This window comes from Marinobacter persicus (assembly GCF_002934325.1).
Classification (GTDB): Bacteria; Pseudomonadota; Gammaproteobacteria; order Pseudomonadales; family Oleiphilaceae; genus Marinobacter; species Marinobacter persicus_A.
The window spans coordinates 162,546-176,847 of record NZ_PTIV01000002.1; the positions used below are offsets into that span (position 1 = coordinate 162,546).

General features: G+C 62.3%; 16 protein-coding genes. 6 read left to right on the forward strand and 10 right to left on the reverse strand.

What is annotated here, in order from left to right; all coding sequences use genetic code 11:
- Positions 1-6 precede the first annotated feature (6 nt).
- The gene (locus BY454_RS01950; protein WP_104415011.1) at positions 7-963 is read right to left on the reverse strand and encodes a sulfurtransferase; all 957 of its coding nucleotides are present in this window, start codon (positions 961-963) and stop codon (positions 7-9) included.
- Between the two features lie 211 nt (positions 964-1,174).
- Between BY454_RS01950 and BY454_RS16840 the strand changes: the two genes are divergently transcribed.
- Positions 1,175-1,330 carry a hypothetical protein gene (locus tag BY454_RS16840; protein WP_181049627.1) on the forward strand — a complete coding sequence of 52 codons (156 nt, stop codon included), beginning with the start codon at positions 1,175-1,177 and terminating at the stop codon, positions 1,328-1,330.
- A gap of 83 nt (positions 1,331-1,413) precedes the next feature.
- On the opposite strand, the gene BY454_RS01960 is transcribed toward BY454_RS16840, so the two are convergent.
- The 3 genes from BY454_RS01960 to BY454_RS01970 all read right to left on the reverse strand — a co-directional run bounded on the left by BY454_RS01960 (position 1,414) and on the right by BY454_RS01970 (position 3,220).
- Positions 1,414-1,863, reverse strand: coding sequence for a DUF302 domain-containing protein (locus tag BY454_RS01960; RefSeq protein ID WP_104414943.1), 450 nt, complete (start codon positions 1,861-1,863; stop codon positions 1,414-1,416).
- A 61-nt stretch (positions 1,864-1,924) separates the two neighbouring features.
- Complete coding sequence (locus BY454_RS01965; protein WP_091704825.1) at positions 1,925-2,548, reverse strand: YbhB/YbcL family Raf kinase inhibitor-like protein; 624 nt, start codon at positions 2,546-2,548, stop codon at positions 1,925-1,927.
- A 117-nt stretch (positions 2,549-2,665) separates the two neighbouring features.
- Positions 2,666-3,220 (reverse strand): carboxymuconolactone decarboxylase family protein, encoded by a 555-nt coding sequence (locus tag BY454_RS01970; protein ID WP_104414944.1) that lies wholly within the window; start codon positions 3,218-3,220, stop codon positions 2,666-2,668.
- A gap of 113 nt (positions 3,221-3,333) precedes the next feature.
- Between BY454_RS01970 and BY454_RS01975 the strand changes: the two genes are divergently transcribed.
- Positions 3,334-3,936 carry a TetR/AcrR family transcriptional regulator gene (locus BY454_RS01975; RefSeq protein ID WP_104414945.1) on the forward strand — a complete coding sequence of 201 codons (603 nt, stop codon included), beginning with the start codon at positions 3,334-3,336 and terminating at the stop codon, positions 3,934-3,936.
- A 40-nt stretch (positions 3,937-3,976) separates the two neighbouring features.
- The gene (locus BY454_RS01980) at positions 3,977-5,287 is read left to right on the forward strand and encodes an NAD(P)/FAD-dependent oxidoreductase (protein ID WP_104414946.1); all 1,311 of its coding nucleotides are present in this window, start codon (positions 3,977-3,979) and stop codon (positions 5,285-5,287) included.
- Here the strand turns inward: BY454_RS01980 and BY454_RS01985 are convergent, their stop codons facing one another.
- Positions 5,288-6,436, reverse strand: coding sequence for an FAD-dependent oxidoreductase (locus tag BY454_RS01985; RefSeq protein ID WP_258075523.1), 1,149 nt, complete (start codon positions 6,434-6,436; stop codon positions 5,288-5,290).
- A 62-nt stretch (positions 6,437-6,498) separates the two neighbouring features.
- Between BY454_RS01985 and BY454_RS01990 the strand changes: the two genes are divergently transcribed.
- From BY454_RS01990 to BY454_RS02000, 3 genes are read left to right on the forward strand one after another with little or no spacing between them, the layout of a single operon-like run.
- Positions 6,499-7,188, forward strand: a complete 690-nt coding sequence (locus BY454_RS01990) for a TIGR04283 family arsenosugar biosynthesis glycosyltransferase (RefSeq protein WP_104415013.1) — start codon at positions 6,499-6,501, stop codon at positions 7,186-7,188.
- On the forward strand, positions 7,185-7,832 hold the full coding sequence (locus tag BY454_RS01995) for a TIGR04282 family arsenosugar biosynthesis glycosyltransferase (RefSeq protein ID WP_104414947.1): 648 nt from the start codon (positions 7,185-7,187) through the stop codon (positions 7,830-7,832). Before BY454_RS01990 ends, BY454_RS01995 begins: the two co-directional genes overlap by 4 nt.
- The gene (locus BY454_RS02000) at positions 7,829-8,617 is read left to right on the forward strand and encodes a DUF3047 domain-containing protein (RefSeq protein ID WP_104414948.1); all 789 of its coding nucleotides are present in this window, start codon (positions 7,829-7,831) and stop codon (positions 8,615-8,617) included. Before BY454_RS01995 ends, BY454_RS02000 begins: the two co-directional genes overlap by 4 nt.
- 6 nt (positions 8,618-8,623) lie before the next feature.
- On the opposite strand, the gene nuoN is transcribed toward BY454_RS02000, so the two are convergent.
- From nuoN to nuoJ, 5 genes are read right to left on the reverse strand one after another with little or no spacing between them, the layout of a single operon-like run.
- Positions 8,624-10,060 (reverse strand): NADH-quinone oxidoreductase subunit NuoN, encoded by a 1,437-nt coding sequence (gene nuoN, locus BY454_RS02005; RefSeq protein ID WP_374953533.1) that lies wholly within the window; start codon positions 10,058-10,060, stop codon positions 8,624-8,626.
- The gene (nuoM, locus tag BY454_RS02010; protein WP_104414950.1) at positions 10,057-11,586 is read right to left on the reverse strand and encodes an NADH-quinone oxidoreductase subunit M; all 1,530 of its coding nucleotides are present in this window, start codon (positions 11,584-11,586) and stop codon (positions 10,057-10,059) included. Before nuoM ends, nuoN begins: the two co-directional genes overlap by 4 nt.
- Positions 11,583-13,454 carry an NADH-quinone oxidoreductase subunit L gene (nuoL, locus tag BY454_RS02015; RefSeq protein WP_258075524.1) on the reverse strand — a complete coding sequence of 624 codons (1,872 nt, stop codon included), beginning with the start codon at positions 13,452-13,454 and terminating at the stop codon, positions 11,583-11,585. The genes nuoM and nuoL overlap by 4 nt, the downstream gene beginning before the upstream one ends.
- Positions 13,451-13,759: an NADH-quinone oxidoreductase subunit NuoK gene (nuoK, locus tag BY454_RS02020; RefSeq protein WP_104414951.1), complete on the reverse strand. Its 309-nt coding sequence runs from the start codon at positions 13,757-13,759 to the stop codon at positions 13,451-13,453. Before nuoK ends, nuoL begins: the two co-directional genes overlap by 4 nt.
- Positions 13,759-14,277: an NADH-quinone oxidoreductase subunit J gene (nuoJ, locus tag BY454_RS02025; RefSeq protein WP_104414952.1), complete on the reverse strand. Its 519-nt coding sequence runs from the start codon at positions 14,275-14,277 to the stop codon at positions 13,759-13,761. Before nuoJ ends, nuoK begins: the two co-directional genes overlap by 1 nt.
- Positions 14,278-14,302: the final 25 nt, after the last annotated feature.

The following is a 14,302-nucleotide window of genomic DNA, read 5'->3' on the forward strand; positions in this document are numbered from 1 at the left end:
CTCCTGTTAGTTAAACAAATCCATCAGTTTGCCCAGGCCCTTTTTAGCCACCTGCAGCGGTCGCTCTGGATCGTTGGACCACTCGGCCATGGAGCCGTCGTAAAGCGCCACTTCCTTGAAGCCGGCCAGTTCGCTGAGCACAAACCAGTCGGTTGCCGCCCAGTGACCTGTATTGCAGAACGCGATAGTACGGGTATCCGCGTCCAGTTCTGCTCGATTCACTCGCTCCCGGATCTGATCGGCATTGAGATACCAGACGGCATTCTGTTGGCCCAGAAAATCGCTGTGGGGCAGGTTGCGCGAGCCGGGGATGGTGCCCGGACCCTTGGCGGCGGGGGATTTGGTTTCGCCACGGAAGTAGTCCGCCGGGCGGGCATCCACCAATTGCGCCTGGGTGTCACGGGCCTGCTGGACTTCTTCCAGCGAGGCCAGCAATTCCGGCTGCAGCACACCCCTGAAGTCGGCAAACGCACGATGCTCTGCCTGCCCCGAGGCAACATCAAAACCGGCTGCCCGCCAGCCGGCAAAGCCACCATTCAGAATGGTCACATCATCGTGACCCAACACCCGGAAGGTCCAGTACACCCGGGCCGCGCTGCCGAAATCGGTCACACCCGTGCCCGCCGGAACCACGACCACGGTGTCGTCATTGCCAATACCCAGACCACCGATCAAACGCTCCAGGCTGGCCACGGGGGGCAAAAGGCCGGTGACGCCGTCGCGGCTTTCACGCCAGCCATCGCCGGTGTAGCTGCTGTAAATCGAGCCGGGAATATGGGCGTTCCGGAAGCTGCTTCGGTCTCCGCCGTTATCGATCCCGGAACGGACATCCAATACCACCAGGTCTGGCCGGTCCAGGTTGGTGTTCAGCCAGGCGGCGTCCACCAAGGGCGGTGTCGTGTCTGTCTCTGCCCACGCCAGGCTGCTGACGAAGGCCAATGCAATTGCAATAAGCCTAACCATGATCTCGCTCCCGTCGAATTCTTGAGCAATCATTATGAATTCAATGGAGCGTAATTAAAATACGTGAACCTATAAAATTAAAGAATATATAAATCCTGAAAAATTCCTTCTCGTGCGCTGTAACAAATCAGCCGGGCCGGGCGTCTATTGATTGCAGGCACCGCAAAACCAACAAATGGTGCAGGAAAAACCGCTGAAGAGGTACGACATCATGAAAAAGCTGACACTGACCCTTGCTGCAATCGCACTGGCCTTTTCCGCAACAACGGCCATGGCCATGGGCGGCCAGGCGGACCGTTACAACGAACGTGGTTATCAGAGCCCGCCTGTAGAACAGCCGGCGATCACCCAAATCATTACCGGATAACATCAACGAAAACGAAAAAACCGCCAGTCAGCACTGGCGGCTTTTTCGTCAATCCGGGGTTCCAAAAGCGATTGGAGCCAAGACTACTTGGCCACCGCCGCTTTCGTCATACCCTCGAGTGCCTTTGTCAATTTGGGCACCACCGCACAATCGCCGACTCCGTGGCGCTCGGCAATGTAAGACGGGGCGCTGTAGCCCAGCCAGACCTGGCCGGCCTCATCTTCCCAGACCAGGGCCTTCAGTGGCAGATCAATCCCCACCGACTGCGCGCACTGCATGAACGGCGTGCCGCCCTTGGGATTACCAAAAATCAGCAGTTGCGTTGGCCTCAGGGACTGACCGACTTTCTCGGCTCCGGCGGCATGGTCGATGCGAGCAAACACATTCAAACCCTTGTCCTCGACAATGGACTCCAGCCGATCCATGGTGGCCTGGACAGAGTGCGGACTTTTCAGCGAAACCAGGCCATCGGCGGCACTGGCAAACAGACTCACGGCCATCAGGCCGGCCATCGCTATGGCTCGAACAATCATAACGGACTCCTTTTGAGGGATGCCGGACCGGAGACCAGTCAAACGACCTCCGGCACGAGCCCTAACGCAGATCCGGATTCAGCGTATAGGTGCCGGTCACCCGGGCGCTGGCCAGCACATGCCCGGCCATGGCTTCGCGTACGGCGGCGCCGTCGAACTCGCCATCCAGGCCAAGGCTCTCCACATCCAGCGCATGCACTTCGTAGTGGTAGTGGTGAATAATTTCATCGTTCCAGGGCGGGCAGGGGCCATCATAGCCACCGTAGGTGCCTTCCATGTCCGGGTTGCCGGCCAGGAACTGGGTGTAGTTGTTCACCCCGCGAATACCAATGGGGCCGGGGCCCGGGTCCTTGCCCTTGGGGATCACGCCGTCGCTGTCTTCCCCTTCGGGGATACGGCTGACATCCGCCGGCACGTCCACCAACAGCCAGTGGAAGAAATCCACCCGGGGCAGGTCGGCGGGCACGGTTTTGCCTTCCTGGTTCACATCGTCGGCCTTGCTGGGCACATCCGGATCAAACATCATGACGACAAAGCTTTTGGTACCTTCCGGTGCCCCTTCCCACACCATTTCCGGGTTGCGGTTTGGACCAAAGCTCATGTGGTCTTCTTCGCTGTAGACACCGAATGCGAACTTCTCCGGCACCGGCTTGCCTTCTTCAACGCCTCGAACCTCTAGTTTCACGGTTTGTTCTCCTTCAACGGTTTTTGTCTGTGTACGCTGTCAGATACCAACAGATTAGCAAAGGTTCGGGCAGGATTCAGAGAAGGGCCGGGAACGCCCGGCCTTCGGCCCTCCCATTCAGGAGGGTTTCTTCCATTCAAACTTCTTGAACGGCTCGTCAATCGGGGTTTCGGCAATGTGGTTAATGTAGTTACTCATGGTCTTCTGGGACAGCACCAGAATCACATCCAATACCTGCCGCTTGCCGTAACCGGCGTTGTAGAAGGCTTTCAGGTCTTCCTTGCTGACATTGCCCTGCTTGTTCATGACCGCCAGTGTGAAGGTTCTGAGCGCCTCCAGCTTGTCATTGGGCAAAGGGGTCTCATTGCGCAATGCATCGATGATGTCATCCGAGACATCCATCATCTTGGCAATACCGGTATGTGCCGGCACGCAGTAGTGGCACTCATTCTCCACATTGATGGTCTGCCAGACCACTGTCTTCTCATCGTTATCAAAGGCGCTGTCCAGCACCAGTTGATGCAGGGTCTGGTAGGCCTCCAGTACCTGGGGAGATTCTGCCATCACCGCATGCAGCCCCGGAATCATGCCCATGGCCTTTTCCGAATTCTCCAGCAGGGGTTTGGACGCCTCTGGTGCGGTCGATTTGTCGTGCAGTTTGAAGTCAGTCATGAAACACCTCTTACTTGAATGATTGCTCAGCACCCTTCACTCTAGCTATTATTGAACGATGACTCAAGTTATAGTTGAATGAATCTTCAACACGAGCACAAACGGGGGCAATTATGGCCAGACACCCTCAGTACAACCGGGATGCAGCTTTGCACAAAGCGGTTGGTCTGTTCTGGGAAAAGGGCTACCACGGCAGCTCCATGAAACAGATCGAACAAACCCTGGACATGCGCCCGGGCAGTATTTACGCCGCCTTTGGCAGCAAGGACGGTCTGTTTTCAGAGGCGCTGGCCCGCTACGCCGAACAGGGTGGTGAGGAACTATCCGGTCATATGCAACAATACGACTCCATAGTCGATGGCCTGCAGGCGTACCTGCGCCATGTCGCCATGAGCTGCCAGCAGGACGCCTGCCCGTCCCGGGCCTGCATGATCGTGAAGACCCTGCTGGAAACCAGTCACACCAATGACACTCTCGCCAATCAGGCGCGGGAGGTCCTGGCTGCCATCGAAAGCACCCTGGCCAGCTTGCTGGAGCAGGCCCAAAGCCGGGGAGAGCTGGTCCCGGGGACTGATTGCAACCGCCTGGCGCGCCTGCTGCAAAGCCAGATCATGGGGCTTCGAGCCATGGCCGAGCGGGGGCTTTCCGAGCAACAACTGGCCGAACTGGCCGACGACATGGCGAACCTGCTGGAACCCCACCGCACAAAGCATTAAGCTTGCTACTCTTCTGATTTCATGAGTGGGGCAAGCAGTTATGGACGAGCTTCATCACATTGTAGTGGTCGGCGGTGGTGCCGGCGGCCTGGAACTGGTCACCAGCCTGGGCAACAAGCTGGGGCGAAAGAAAAAGGCCCGGATCTCCCTGGTTGATGCCGGCCTGACCCACGTATGGAAGCCCCTGCTGCACGAAGTGGCCTCCGGCTCACTGGACGCAAGCGCCAACGAAATCAATTATCGCGCCCACGCCCGCAAGCACCATTACGAGTTCCAGCTGGGCCGGATGAGCGGCCTGGACCGGGCCAACCGGGAAATCGTCATCGCCCCTTTCCATGACGAGGAAGGCCACGAGGTGGTGCCGGAACGGCGGATACAGTACGACACCCTGGTGATCGCCGTGGGCAGCACCGCCAATGATTTCGGAACCCCCGGCGCGCAGGACCACTGCCTGTTCCTGGACAGCCTCAGGCAGGCCCGGCGCTTCCACAACCTTCTGCTCAACGCCTTCCTTCGTAAAAACCACGAAGCCCATCAGGGCCAGGCCCACACGCTCAATATCAGCATCATCGGGGCCGGCGCAACCGGGGTGGAACTGGCGGCGGAGCTGCGGCTGGCTTCCCGGGAACTGCCTACCTATGGCATGAACCACCTGCAGCCCTCCGACATTGCCATTAACGTTATTGAGGCCGCAGACCGAATCCTCCCCGCGCTGCCCGCCCGGCTATCGGCCGGCGCCACCCGGGAATTGCAGCGCCAGAAGATTCAGGTGTTAACCGGGCAGCCGGTGAGTGAAATTCGTGAGGACAGCCTGGTGATGAAGGATGGCACCGAGCTGCCATCGGAAATGACCATCTGGGCCGCCGGCATCAAGGCGCCGTCGTTCCTGGCTGATCTCGACGGCCTGGAAACCAACCGGGGCAACCAGCTGGTGGTCGAGCAGACCCTGCAAACCACGCAGGATGCCGATATTTTCGCCTTTGGTGATTGCGCCGCCTGCCCGCAGCCGGATTCCGACCTCCCGGTACCACCGAGGGCACAGGCGGCGCACCAGCAGGCCGATGCCCTGTTCAAGACCCTGTGCAACCGCCTGAAAGGCGAAGCCGCCGTGCCATTTGTCTATAACGACCATGGCTCGCTGATCAATTTCAGCCGCTACACCACGGTGGGCAACCTCATGGGCAACCTGTCCGGGCGCAGCATGTACATCGAAGGCAAGGTGGCTCGGCTGTTCTACCTGTCCCTCTACCGGATGCACCAGGTGGCCCTGCACGGGTTCGTGCGCACCGGCATCATCTGGTTGATGGACAAGATCAGCCGGGCCATGCAGCCACGGCTGAAGCTGCACTGATCACCCGGCCGAAAAGCCCTCGATAAACTTGCGGTCGATACGGTCTTTCAGGCGCCAGACCCAACGACCGAAAAAGGTCAGGGGGCCGTAACTGCCAATAGCGGTCTGGTCGCCACACGCCAGCAGGTACAGCGAATAACGGCGCGGTCGGAAGGGTTTCAGGTCGGCACCAACCAGCGCTGACCGCAGGTTGCCGGCCAGGACGGGCCCGGCCTTCACCGCGTGCACGCCGGAGCGGTTGAGGGCACCATCCTCGCGGCTGCAGGTATCGCCCACGGCAAACACGTTGGAGTGGGAGAGGCTCTGGTGGCAGGCACTCACCCGCACGAAGCCCTCCTCGTCCACCGCCAGCCCACTGTCTTTCAGGAAAGGCTCGGCCGCCGCACCCGTGGCGGCCAGCACCGGCCCGGCCTTCAGCCGCGTGCCATCGGCCAGCTGCAATTTACCGTCGCGAACCGCAGCGCGCTGTTCAATCACCGTCACCCGCCGGCGCACCAGCTTCCTGCCCGCCAGCCGGCGCATCAGGGCATTGAAGCCCGGCAGCGGCCCGCTGTCGCCGGCAATCAGCGACACCCGACCACCCCCCTGATGGTTGTGGCGAACCACGTTGGCCGCCGCCATGGCCAGTTCCACCCCGGCGGCACCGCCGCCCACCACCACGAGATGACCAGCGCCGGTGGTCTGGCACTGTTCCTCGAACTCCCGCCACTGGGCCTGAAAGCGGTCGATGGGTTTCACGCTGATCAGCGGGTCGTCGTATCCCTTCAGGTCTGCCAGGTTGGAGCCGGAGCCGATATCAATCGACAGCCAGTCGTAATCCACCTGCCTGCCATTGTGCAAGCGGATTTTTCGGGCCTCGGCATCCAGTGCCACCGCCCTGTCGAGGATCAGCTCACCGCCGGCGGCCGACACCTGGGGCTCTACTTCAATACGACACTGCTCCAACCGGTAGTGGCCCGCGATCCAGCCCGGCAACATGCCCGAGTAGTACTGCCAGCGGGAGGGGCTGATCACCACCAGCTCGGTATCTGGCGGCGGCGATTGGGCAAATTCGCGGAGGACGATCAGATGGGCGTGTCCCGCGCCCAGTAATACCAGTCGTTTCAACGGTGGCTCCCTGACGGTGTTGATCCAGTAGCGGTGATCCAATGGGTCGTTCCGGCAATAATGGTAGAGTAATGAATCAAATACCACTGTTTCCGGACAAGCGCATGGCTTCAGACCCAAACAACTGGGCAATCATCGTCCCCATACTCAACGAAGCGGATGCCCTGCCCGAATTGCTTGAACACCTTCAGCACTGGCGCGACCAGGGCGCGGAAGTGGTCCTTGCCGATGGCGGCAGCGACGATGCCAGCGCCGACATGGCCCGCCAGCAGGGATTCACCGTTATCCAGGCACCCCGGGGACGGGCCCGGCAGATGAACGCCGGAGCCAAGGCCAGCAAGGCGCGCCATCTGCTGTTCCTGCACGCCGATACCCGATTACCATCCGGGGCGGACCAACGGATTGATTCGGCGCTGGGCGACCAGAGCATTGCCTGGGGCCGTTTTGATGTGTGCATTGCAGGCTGCTCGAAAATGCTGCCGGTCATCGCCTGGTTCATGAATCACCGTTCCCGACTCACCGGCATTGCCACCGGCGACCAGGCCCTGTTCATGACCCGGGAGGCTTTCGAAACCGTCGGCGGATTTCCCGACCAGCCGCTGATGGAAGACGTGGAAATCAGCCGCCGGCTGAAACAAATTGCCCCACCAGCGTGTCTACAGGAAAAAGTCACCACCTCCGGCCGGCGCTGGGACACTCGCGGCAGCTGGCACACCATCTGGCTGATGTGGCAACTGCGCTGGGCCTACTGGCGCGGCACCCCGGCCGAACAACTGGCGGAACGCTATCAATGACACCAGTTCGAATCATTATTATTGCCAAGGAACCCCGGCCGGGCTTTGCCAAAACCCGGTTGATGCCGGCCCTGGGCGCACGGGGCGCGGCGGACCTGGCCGACCGCCTGCTGCGGCACACCTTCACACAGGCCCTCGCGGCCAAAGTCGGCCCGGTGGAGCTGTGCGTGGCGCCCGACGCCGAAACCCCCTATTGGCAGGCCCTGGTGGAAAATGCTTCCGGAAATTCCGGTCAACCGGTGGCCCTGACCCAACAGATCGAAGGCGACCTGGGCACCCGGATGGCCACCGCCGCCCGGAGGGGGCTGGAAAACGGCACGCCGGTCATGCTGATCGGCACCGACTGCCCGACCCTGGATGCCGGCCGCCTGGCCAGGATGGCAGCCACGCTGGCCGAACACGACGCCTGCCTGTGCCCGGTCAGGGACGGCGGCTATTCACTGCTGGGACTCACCCGGCTGGACGACGCGCTGTTCCAGGACATCCCCTGGAGCACCGGGCAGGTCGCCTCGCTGACCCGCCAGCGCCTGAAGCAGTTGGGCTGGTGCTGGCAGGAAAGTGAGCTGCTCATGGATGTGGACGAACCCGCCGATCTGCACCACCTTGAAGAGGCACACCCACAACTTGCACGGAGCGAGCCATGAAACCGACATCACTGCTCGGCCCGATACTGGGCCTTACCCTGGCAACTTCGGCCACGGCCGCCCCGGACACCGATACCCTGGGGGATTTCAGCCGCTACGACACCCTGCCGCAGGCACCCTGGCAGCTGGTGCCCTTCGACGGCCTGCCCCCGACCGAGTACCAACGCGTTACCCAAGGTGGCGTTGCGGCGGTGAAAGCCACCTCCGAGGCCAGCATGGCGCTGCTGGCCCGGCCCCTGGAAGTAAATCTGGAGCAAAACCCGGTGCTGTGCTGGCGCTGGTGGGTGGATGAGCCGGTGCAACAAGCGGATATGTCGAAAAAATCCGGCGACGACTACGCCGCCCGGGTGTATGTGACCTTCGACCTGCCCAGCAGCGCCATGAGCCTGGGCACCCGGATGAAACTGTCGGTTGGCCGGACCCTCTTTGGCGAACAACTGCCGGATGCCGCGATCAACTACGTCTGGGACAATACGCATGCGGTCGGCACCGCCATGCCCAATGCCTACACCGACCGGGCGCAAATGCTGGTACTGCGCAGCGGCATGGAAGACACCGGCCAATGGGTGGAGGAGCGGCGCAACCTGCTGGAGGATTTGCAGCGGTTCTTCGACACCGCGCCGGACCGCCCCCTGCAACTGGCCATCGCCTCGGACAGTGACGACACCGGCAGCAGCGCCAGTGCCCTGTTCGCGGACATTCACCTGGTGGCCGAGGGCGAACAATGCCAGTTTCCCTCGCCAGACAATTCTGAAAACACCGAGAGCGCCGGGTCCGGTGGCTAAGCGACCTCAGTTACCCGCCAAGTGCTGCACCCATCCGATCATCGGTGTGGGGTAGATCCCGAGCACCAGAATGATCACCGCCAGGGCGATCAGGGTGATGCCGCCCAGGCGGCTGCCCCAGTCATTGGACACGTCCCGGGCGCGCATACCCGGCTCTGGCAGGTACAGGGTCACCATCACCCGCAGATAGTAGTAGAGCCCGATGGCGCTGCCGGCGATAACCCCGCCCACCAGCCACCAGCGGGCGTCCGCCACGCCCAGGGCGATCACGTAGAACTTGCCGATGAACCCGGCGGTCAGGGGAATGCCGGCCAGGGACAGGAAACTGATGGTCATCACCGCCGCCAGGTAGGGCCGGCGCCAGAACAACCCGCGATACAGCGGCAGACCGTCGGCATCCTCGCCCCCGAACGGGCTGGAGACCAGCGTCACCACCCCGAATGCCGCCAGCGTGGTTACCAGGTAGGTGACCAGATACACGCCCGTGGTTTCCATGGCCAGGGCATTGCCCGCCACAATCGCCACCAGCAGGTAGCCGAAGTGGGCGATGGAGGAATAACCCAGCAGGCGCTTGAGGTTGGCCTGGAACAGCGCCAGCAGGTTGCCCGCCAGCATGGTCAGCAACGCCAGAACCGTGATCAGCCCCTGAACCCACTCGCTGGCAAACACCGGCGCCGCCAGCACCAGCCGTAGCAACACCACGAACACCGCCAGTTTGCTGACCGTGGCCAGGAAGATGGTGGCCGGCGCCGGGCCACCCTGGTAGACATCCGGGGTCCACAGGTGAAACGGCACCACCGACAGCTTGAAGCCCAGCCCCACCACCATCAGCGCGGCACCGGCCAGCATCCAGGCATCCGGTGCATCGACGAGGGCGCCAGCAATACCGGCAAGATCCATCGCCCCGGTGCGGGCATAGATCAACGCCATGCCAAACAACAGGAAGGCGGTGGCCGCCGCTGACAGCAGCAGGTACTTGATGCCAGCCTCCAATGACCGCTCGGCCCGGAAGCTGTAGGCCAGCATGCCGTACAGGGGCATGGACAACAGTTCCAGGCTGATGAACAGCATGGCCAGGTGGTCGCTGGCCACCAGACCCAGGGCACCAGCCGTGGCGCACAGGATCAGCAGATAGAACTCCTCCCGTGGGCCAATGTAGCCGGTCAAATAGTGGTGGCTCAGGATCACCGTCACCAGCGCTGACACCAGCACCAGGGCGCCAGCCATCACCGTCAGCCCGTCCACCTGCATCAGGGGTGGGGAACTGGCGGCCGGAATGGTCAAAGGCAGGGTCACAAGGGCCGCTACCAGGCCCGCCGCCGAGACCAGGGCTGTGACCGCGTGGTGGCGCTGCCAGGCAATTCCCAGCATGGCAATAACTGCGGTTGACCCCACCAGGATCAGCGGCAACAAGGTGATCAGGTGAGCAGCCGTCAGCATCAACGCACCTCCCCGGCCACGCTGGCCAGATCGCCGTCAGGAAACAGCTCCGCGATGGCTTGCGATAAGGTGGCGGTGGTATCAAGCAGAGGTTGCGGATAAAGCCCCACCAGGAGCACCAGGGCAAGCAGGGACAGCATCATCACATACTCCCGTCCGTCCGGGCCAAACAGCGCGCCCTCCCGGTGGACCGGCCCGAAATGCACCCGTTGCATCAGGATCAGCGAATAAATAGCCGCCAATACCAACCCGATACTGGCAACCACCGCCACCACCGGAGCACTGGGGAAGGTGCCGAACAGGATCATGAATTCACCCACGAAGTTGGCGGTGGCGGGCATGCCCAGAGAGGCCGCCACGAAACACAGGGTGAAGCCCGGCAACGCCGGCAACCGGCCCCAGAGACCGCCCATGAAGCGCATGTCACGGGTATGGATACGCTCATAGAGCTGGCCACTGAGAATGAACAACCCGGCCGAGGAAAAGGCGTGGGCCACCATCAGCACAATCGCCCCCTGGATCGCCAGTTCCGAGCCGGAGTAGATGGCAATCAGCACAAAGCCCATATGGGAGATACTGGTGTAGGCAATCAACCGCTTGATGTCCTGCTGGCCACAGGCCAGTACCGCCCCGTAAATGATGCTCACCAGCCCCAGGGTCATGGCCACCGGGGCAAAGTCAGCGGATTGCTCCGGAAACAATGGCAGGGCAAACCGCAGCATGCCATAGGCGGCGGTTTTCAGCAGAATGCCGGCCAGATCCACACTGCCTGCCGTGGGCGCCTGGGCATGGGCACCGGGCAGCCAGCCATGAAAAGGCACCACCGGCAGTTTTACCGCAAAGGCGACAAAGAAGCCCAGCATCAGCCAGTAGGCCATGGGCTCGGGCACGTCGGTCTGGCGGAGCACCTCATAGCTGAACGACCACTGGCCGGTGTTACCAAAGTGAATGAACACCAGCGCCAGGATCGCCACCAGCATCAGCAGGCCACTGGCCTGGGTGTAAATGAAGAACCGAGTGGCCGCCCGTATCCGGGTCTGCCCCGGCGAGCCGCTGTGGCCCCAGAGGGCAATCAGGAAATACATGGGCACCAGCATCACTTCCCAGAACAGGAAGAACAGGAACAGGTCCATGGCCAGGAAAACCCCGACCACGCCGCCCAGGATCCACAGCAGGTTGAGGTGGAAGAACCCGATACGATGGACGATCTCGTGCCAGGAGCACAGTACCGCCAGAGCACCCAGAAAGCCGGTCAGGGCAATCAGGATCAGCGACAGGCCATCGATGGCCAGGTGCACCTGAATGCCGAAGCGGGGAATCCAGTCGGCCCGCCATTCCAGCAGCCACTGGTTATGAACGCCAGCGGGCAGGGCAAAATCGCCGGTGACCCAGAGCCAGAGGGCAATCATCAGCACGAACAGCATGGTGGCCAGGGCAATCCAGCGCGGGGCCTGCTCACCCCAACGGTCGGCCTGCCAGCACAGGATGCCACCCAGGAACGGAATCAGGATCAACCAGAGCAGGATCATCCAACACCTCCCGGCAGCATCACCAGGGCCAACAGAATCACGGTGGCGCCAAAGACCATGGCCGTTGCGTAGCTGCGCACCCGGCCATTCTGGGCTTTCACCAGGCCCCGGTTCAGGCCTTTCGCCAGCACCGCCGGCAGGTTCAGGGCCAGGTAGACAAAGTCCCGCCGAAGCAGCCGCACCATCAGTTGCCAGGGTTTCACCAACAGCCCGTCATAAACGGCATCAAACCCCCAGGCGTGGTGCCACAACCGCCAGAGAAAGGCTCCCGGCCCGCGACTGACCTGCTCGCGCAACCACTGGCGCCGGACCACGAACAACCAGCCGGCCAGGGCCAGCCCGGCAAGCACGGTGCCGGTTGCCAGCAACTGCAGGAAAGTGTGGCCGCTTTCGACGCTCTCGCCCGGCGGTGGAGGGAACTGATCCCCGAGGTGCGGGTACAGCCAGGCGCCCAGGAACGTGGACAACACCGCCAGCACCCCCAAAGGCAGATGGTGGGTCAGCCAGTCGGTGCCCGGTGAGGCATTACGGGCGTTATCACTACGCGCCTCGCCATGGAAGATGCCCAGGATCAATCGGACCGTGTAGAGGCAGGTCAACAAGGCACCCAACAGCCCTGCCAGCAGCAGGCCTGGCTGGTCCGCAGCCATATCCTGCCAGAGGATTTCATCCTTGCTGTAGAAACCGGCGGATATCAGCGGCAGGGCCACAAGCGCCGCGCCACCCACCAGGAAGGCTCCGTAAACCACCGGCAGGCGCTTGCGAAGACCGCCCAGCCGGTTCATGTCCTGCTCGTGATGACAACTGGTGATCACCGCCCCCGCCGAGAGAAACAGCAGCGCCTTGAAGAAGGCATGGGTCACCAGGTGGAAAATGGCGGCATCGAAGGCCCCCACCCCCAGCGCCAGGAACATGTAGCCGATCTGGCTCATGGTGGAGTAGGCCAGCACCCGCTTGATGTCGGTCTGGGCCAGGGCGGCAAAGGCCGCCAGCAGCAGGGAGACGGCCCCGATCACCCCCACCAGGAACAGAACATCCGGTGCCAGCAGGAACACACCATTAAGCCGGGCAATCAGGTACACGCCGGCGGTCACCATGGTCGCGGCGTGAATCAGTGCCGACACCGGGGTAGGGCCGGCCATGGCATCGGGCAGCCAGGTGTGCAGTGGCACCTGCGCCGATTTGCCCAGCGCCCCGCCCAGCACCAGCAGGGCCACCAGACTGACCGTGGGATCACCCACGGACCAGACTTCACCGGCCCGGGCCATGACCTGCTGGATATCCAGGGTGCCCAGGTCCCGGAAAATCAGGAACAGCCCCAGGGCCAGGAACACATCGCCAATGCGGGTGACCAGGAAGGCCTTGAACGCGGCCCGACCATTGGCGCTGTCGTGGTAGTAGTAACCGATCAGCAGGTAACTGCACAGGCCCACGCCTTCCCAGCCCAGGAACAGCAGCAACAGGTTATCGCCCAGCACCAGGATCAGCATGCTGAACACGAACAGGTTCATCCAGGCGTAGAAGCGGGTAATGCCGGCCTCGCCGGCCATGTACCAGGCCGCAAACAGGTGAATAAAAAAGCCCACGCCGGTGATGACGGCCATCATCACCAGGGCCAGGCCGTCCACCGCCAGGCCAATAGTGGGCCGGAAGTCACCCACCTCGATCCAGGTCCAGAGCGTGTAGCCAAAGGGCTCACCACCGGAGTGCAGGGCAATCGCCCAGGCGGTGGCCAACGCCGCCAGCCCGACACTGCCCACGCCCACCAGGACCGCCACCCTCGGCCCAAGCCGCCCACCGGAGAGCGCCAGGATCAGGGTGCCGATCAGGGGCAGAACAAACGACAGGGTAACCGGTAGCTCCATCATCCACGCATCCTGCTGGCCAGATCGAGATTCAGCGAACGCAGCCGCTGGAACAGCTGGATCATCAGCGCCAGACCCACCGCCGCTTCAGCGGCCGCCAGGGTGATCACCAGCAGGAACATGGCCTGGCCGTCCGGCTGGTTCCAGGCAGTGGCACCGACCACGAACGCCAACGCCGCCGCATTCAGCATGATTTCCAGGCTCATTAGCACAAACAGCATGTTGCGCCGGAGCATCAGCCCCACCAGACCCAGGGCAAACAGGATGGCCGCGAGGGCCAGGCCGTGTTCCATCGGGACTCCCGACATCAACGATTGCTCCTGTTCCGTAATGGGTTCGACCGCCGTCCCACATGGGAGGCCGCCACCAGGGCGCCCAACAACAGCAGGCCCGCCAGCTCCACCACCATCAGCCAGGGACCGAACAGGGTCAGGCCAACCGCCCGGGCGGTGAGGAACTCGCCATCAATGCTGCGGCCCATCTCACCGCCGACAATCAGCGACAGCAACACCCCCAGCAGGACCAGGGCCAGGACAGACGGCCCAAGCCAGTAGCGGGGATGGCGCCAGTGGCCAACACCGGCGTCTTCGTCCTGCCCAAGGTTGAGCATCATCACCACAAACACGAACAGCACCATGATGGCGCCGGCGTAGACGATGATTTCCAGCGCCCCGGCAAAGGGCGCGCCCAGGGCAAAGAACACCAGCGCCACCGCAATCAGCGAGACAATCAGGTACACCACCGCGTGCACCGGGTTCCGGCCGGTGATCACACCCACGGTGGCCAGTATCGCCACCAGTGCACTGAGATAAAAAGCCAGTTCCATGGGTCTTCGCCTCCACACTCTCAAC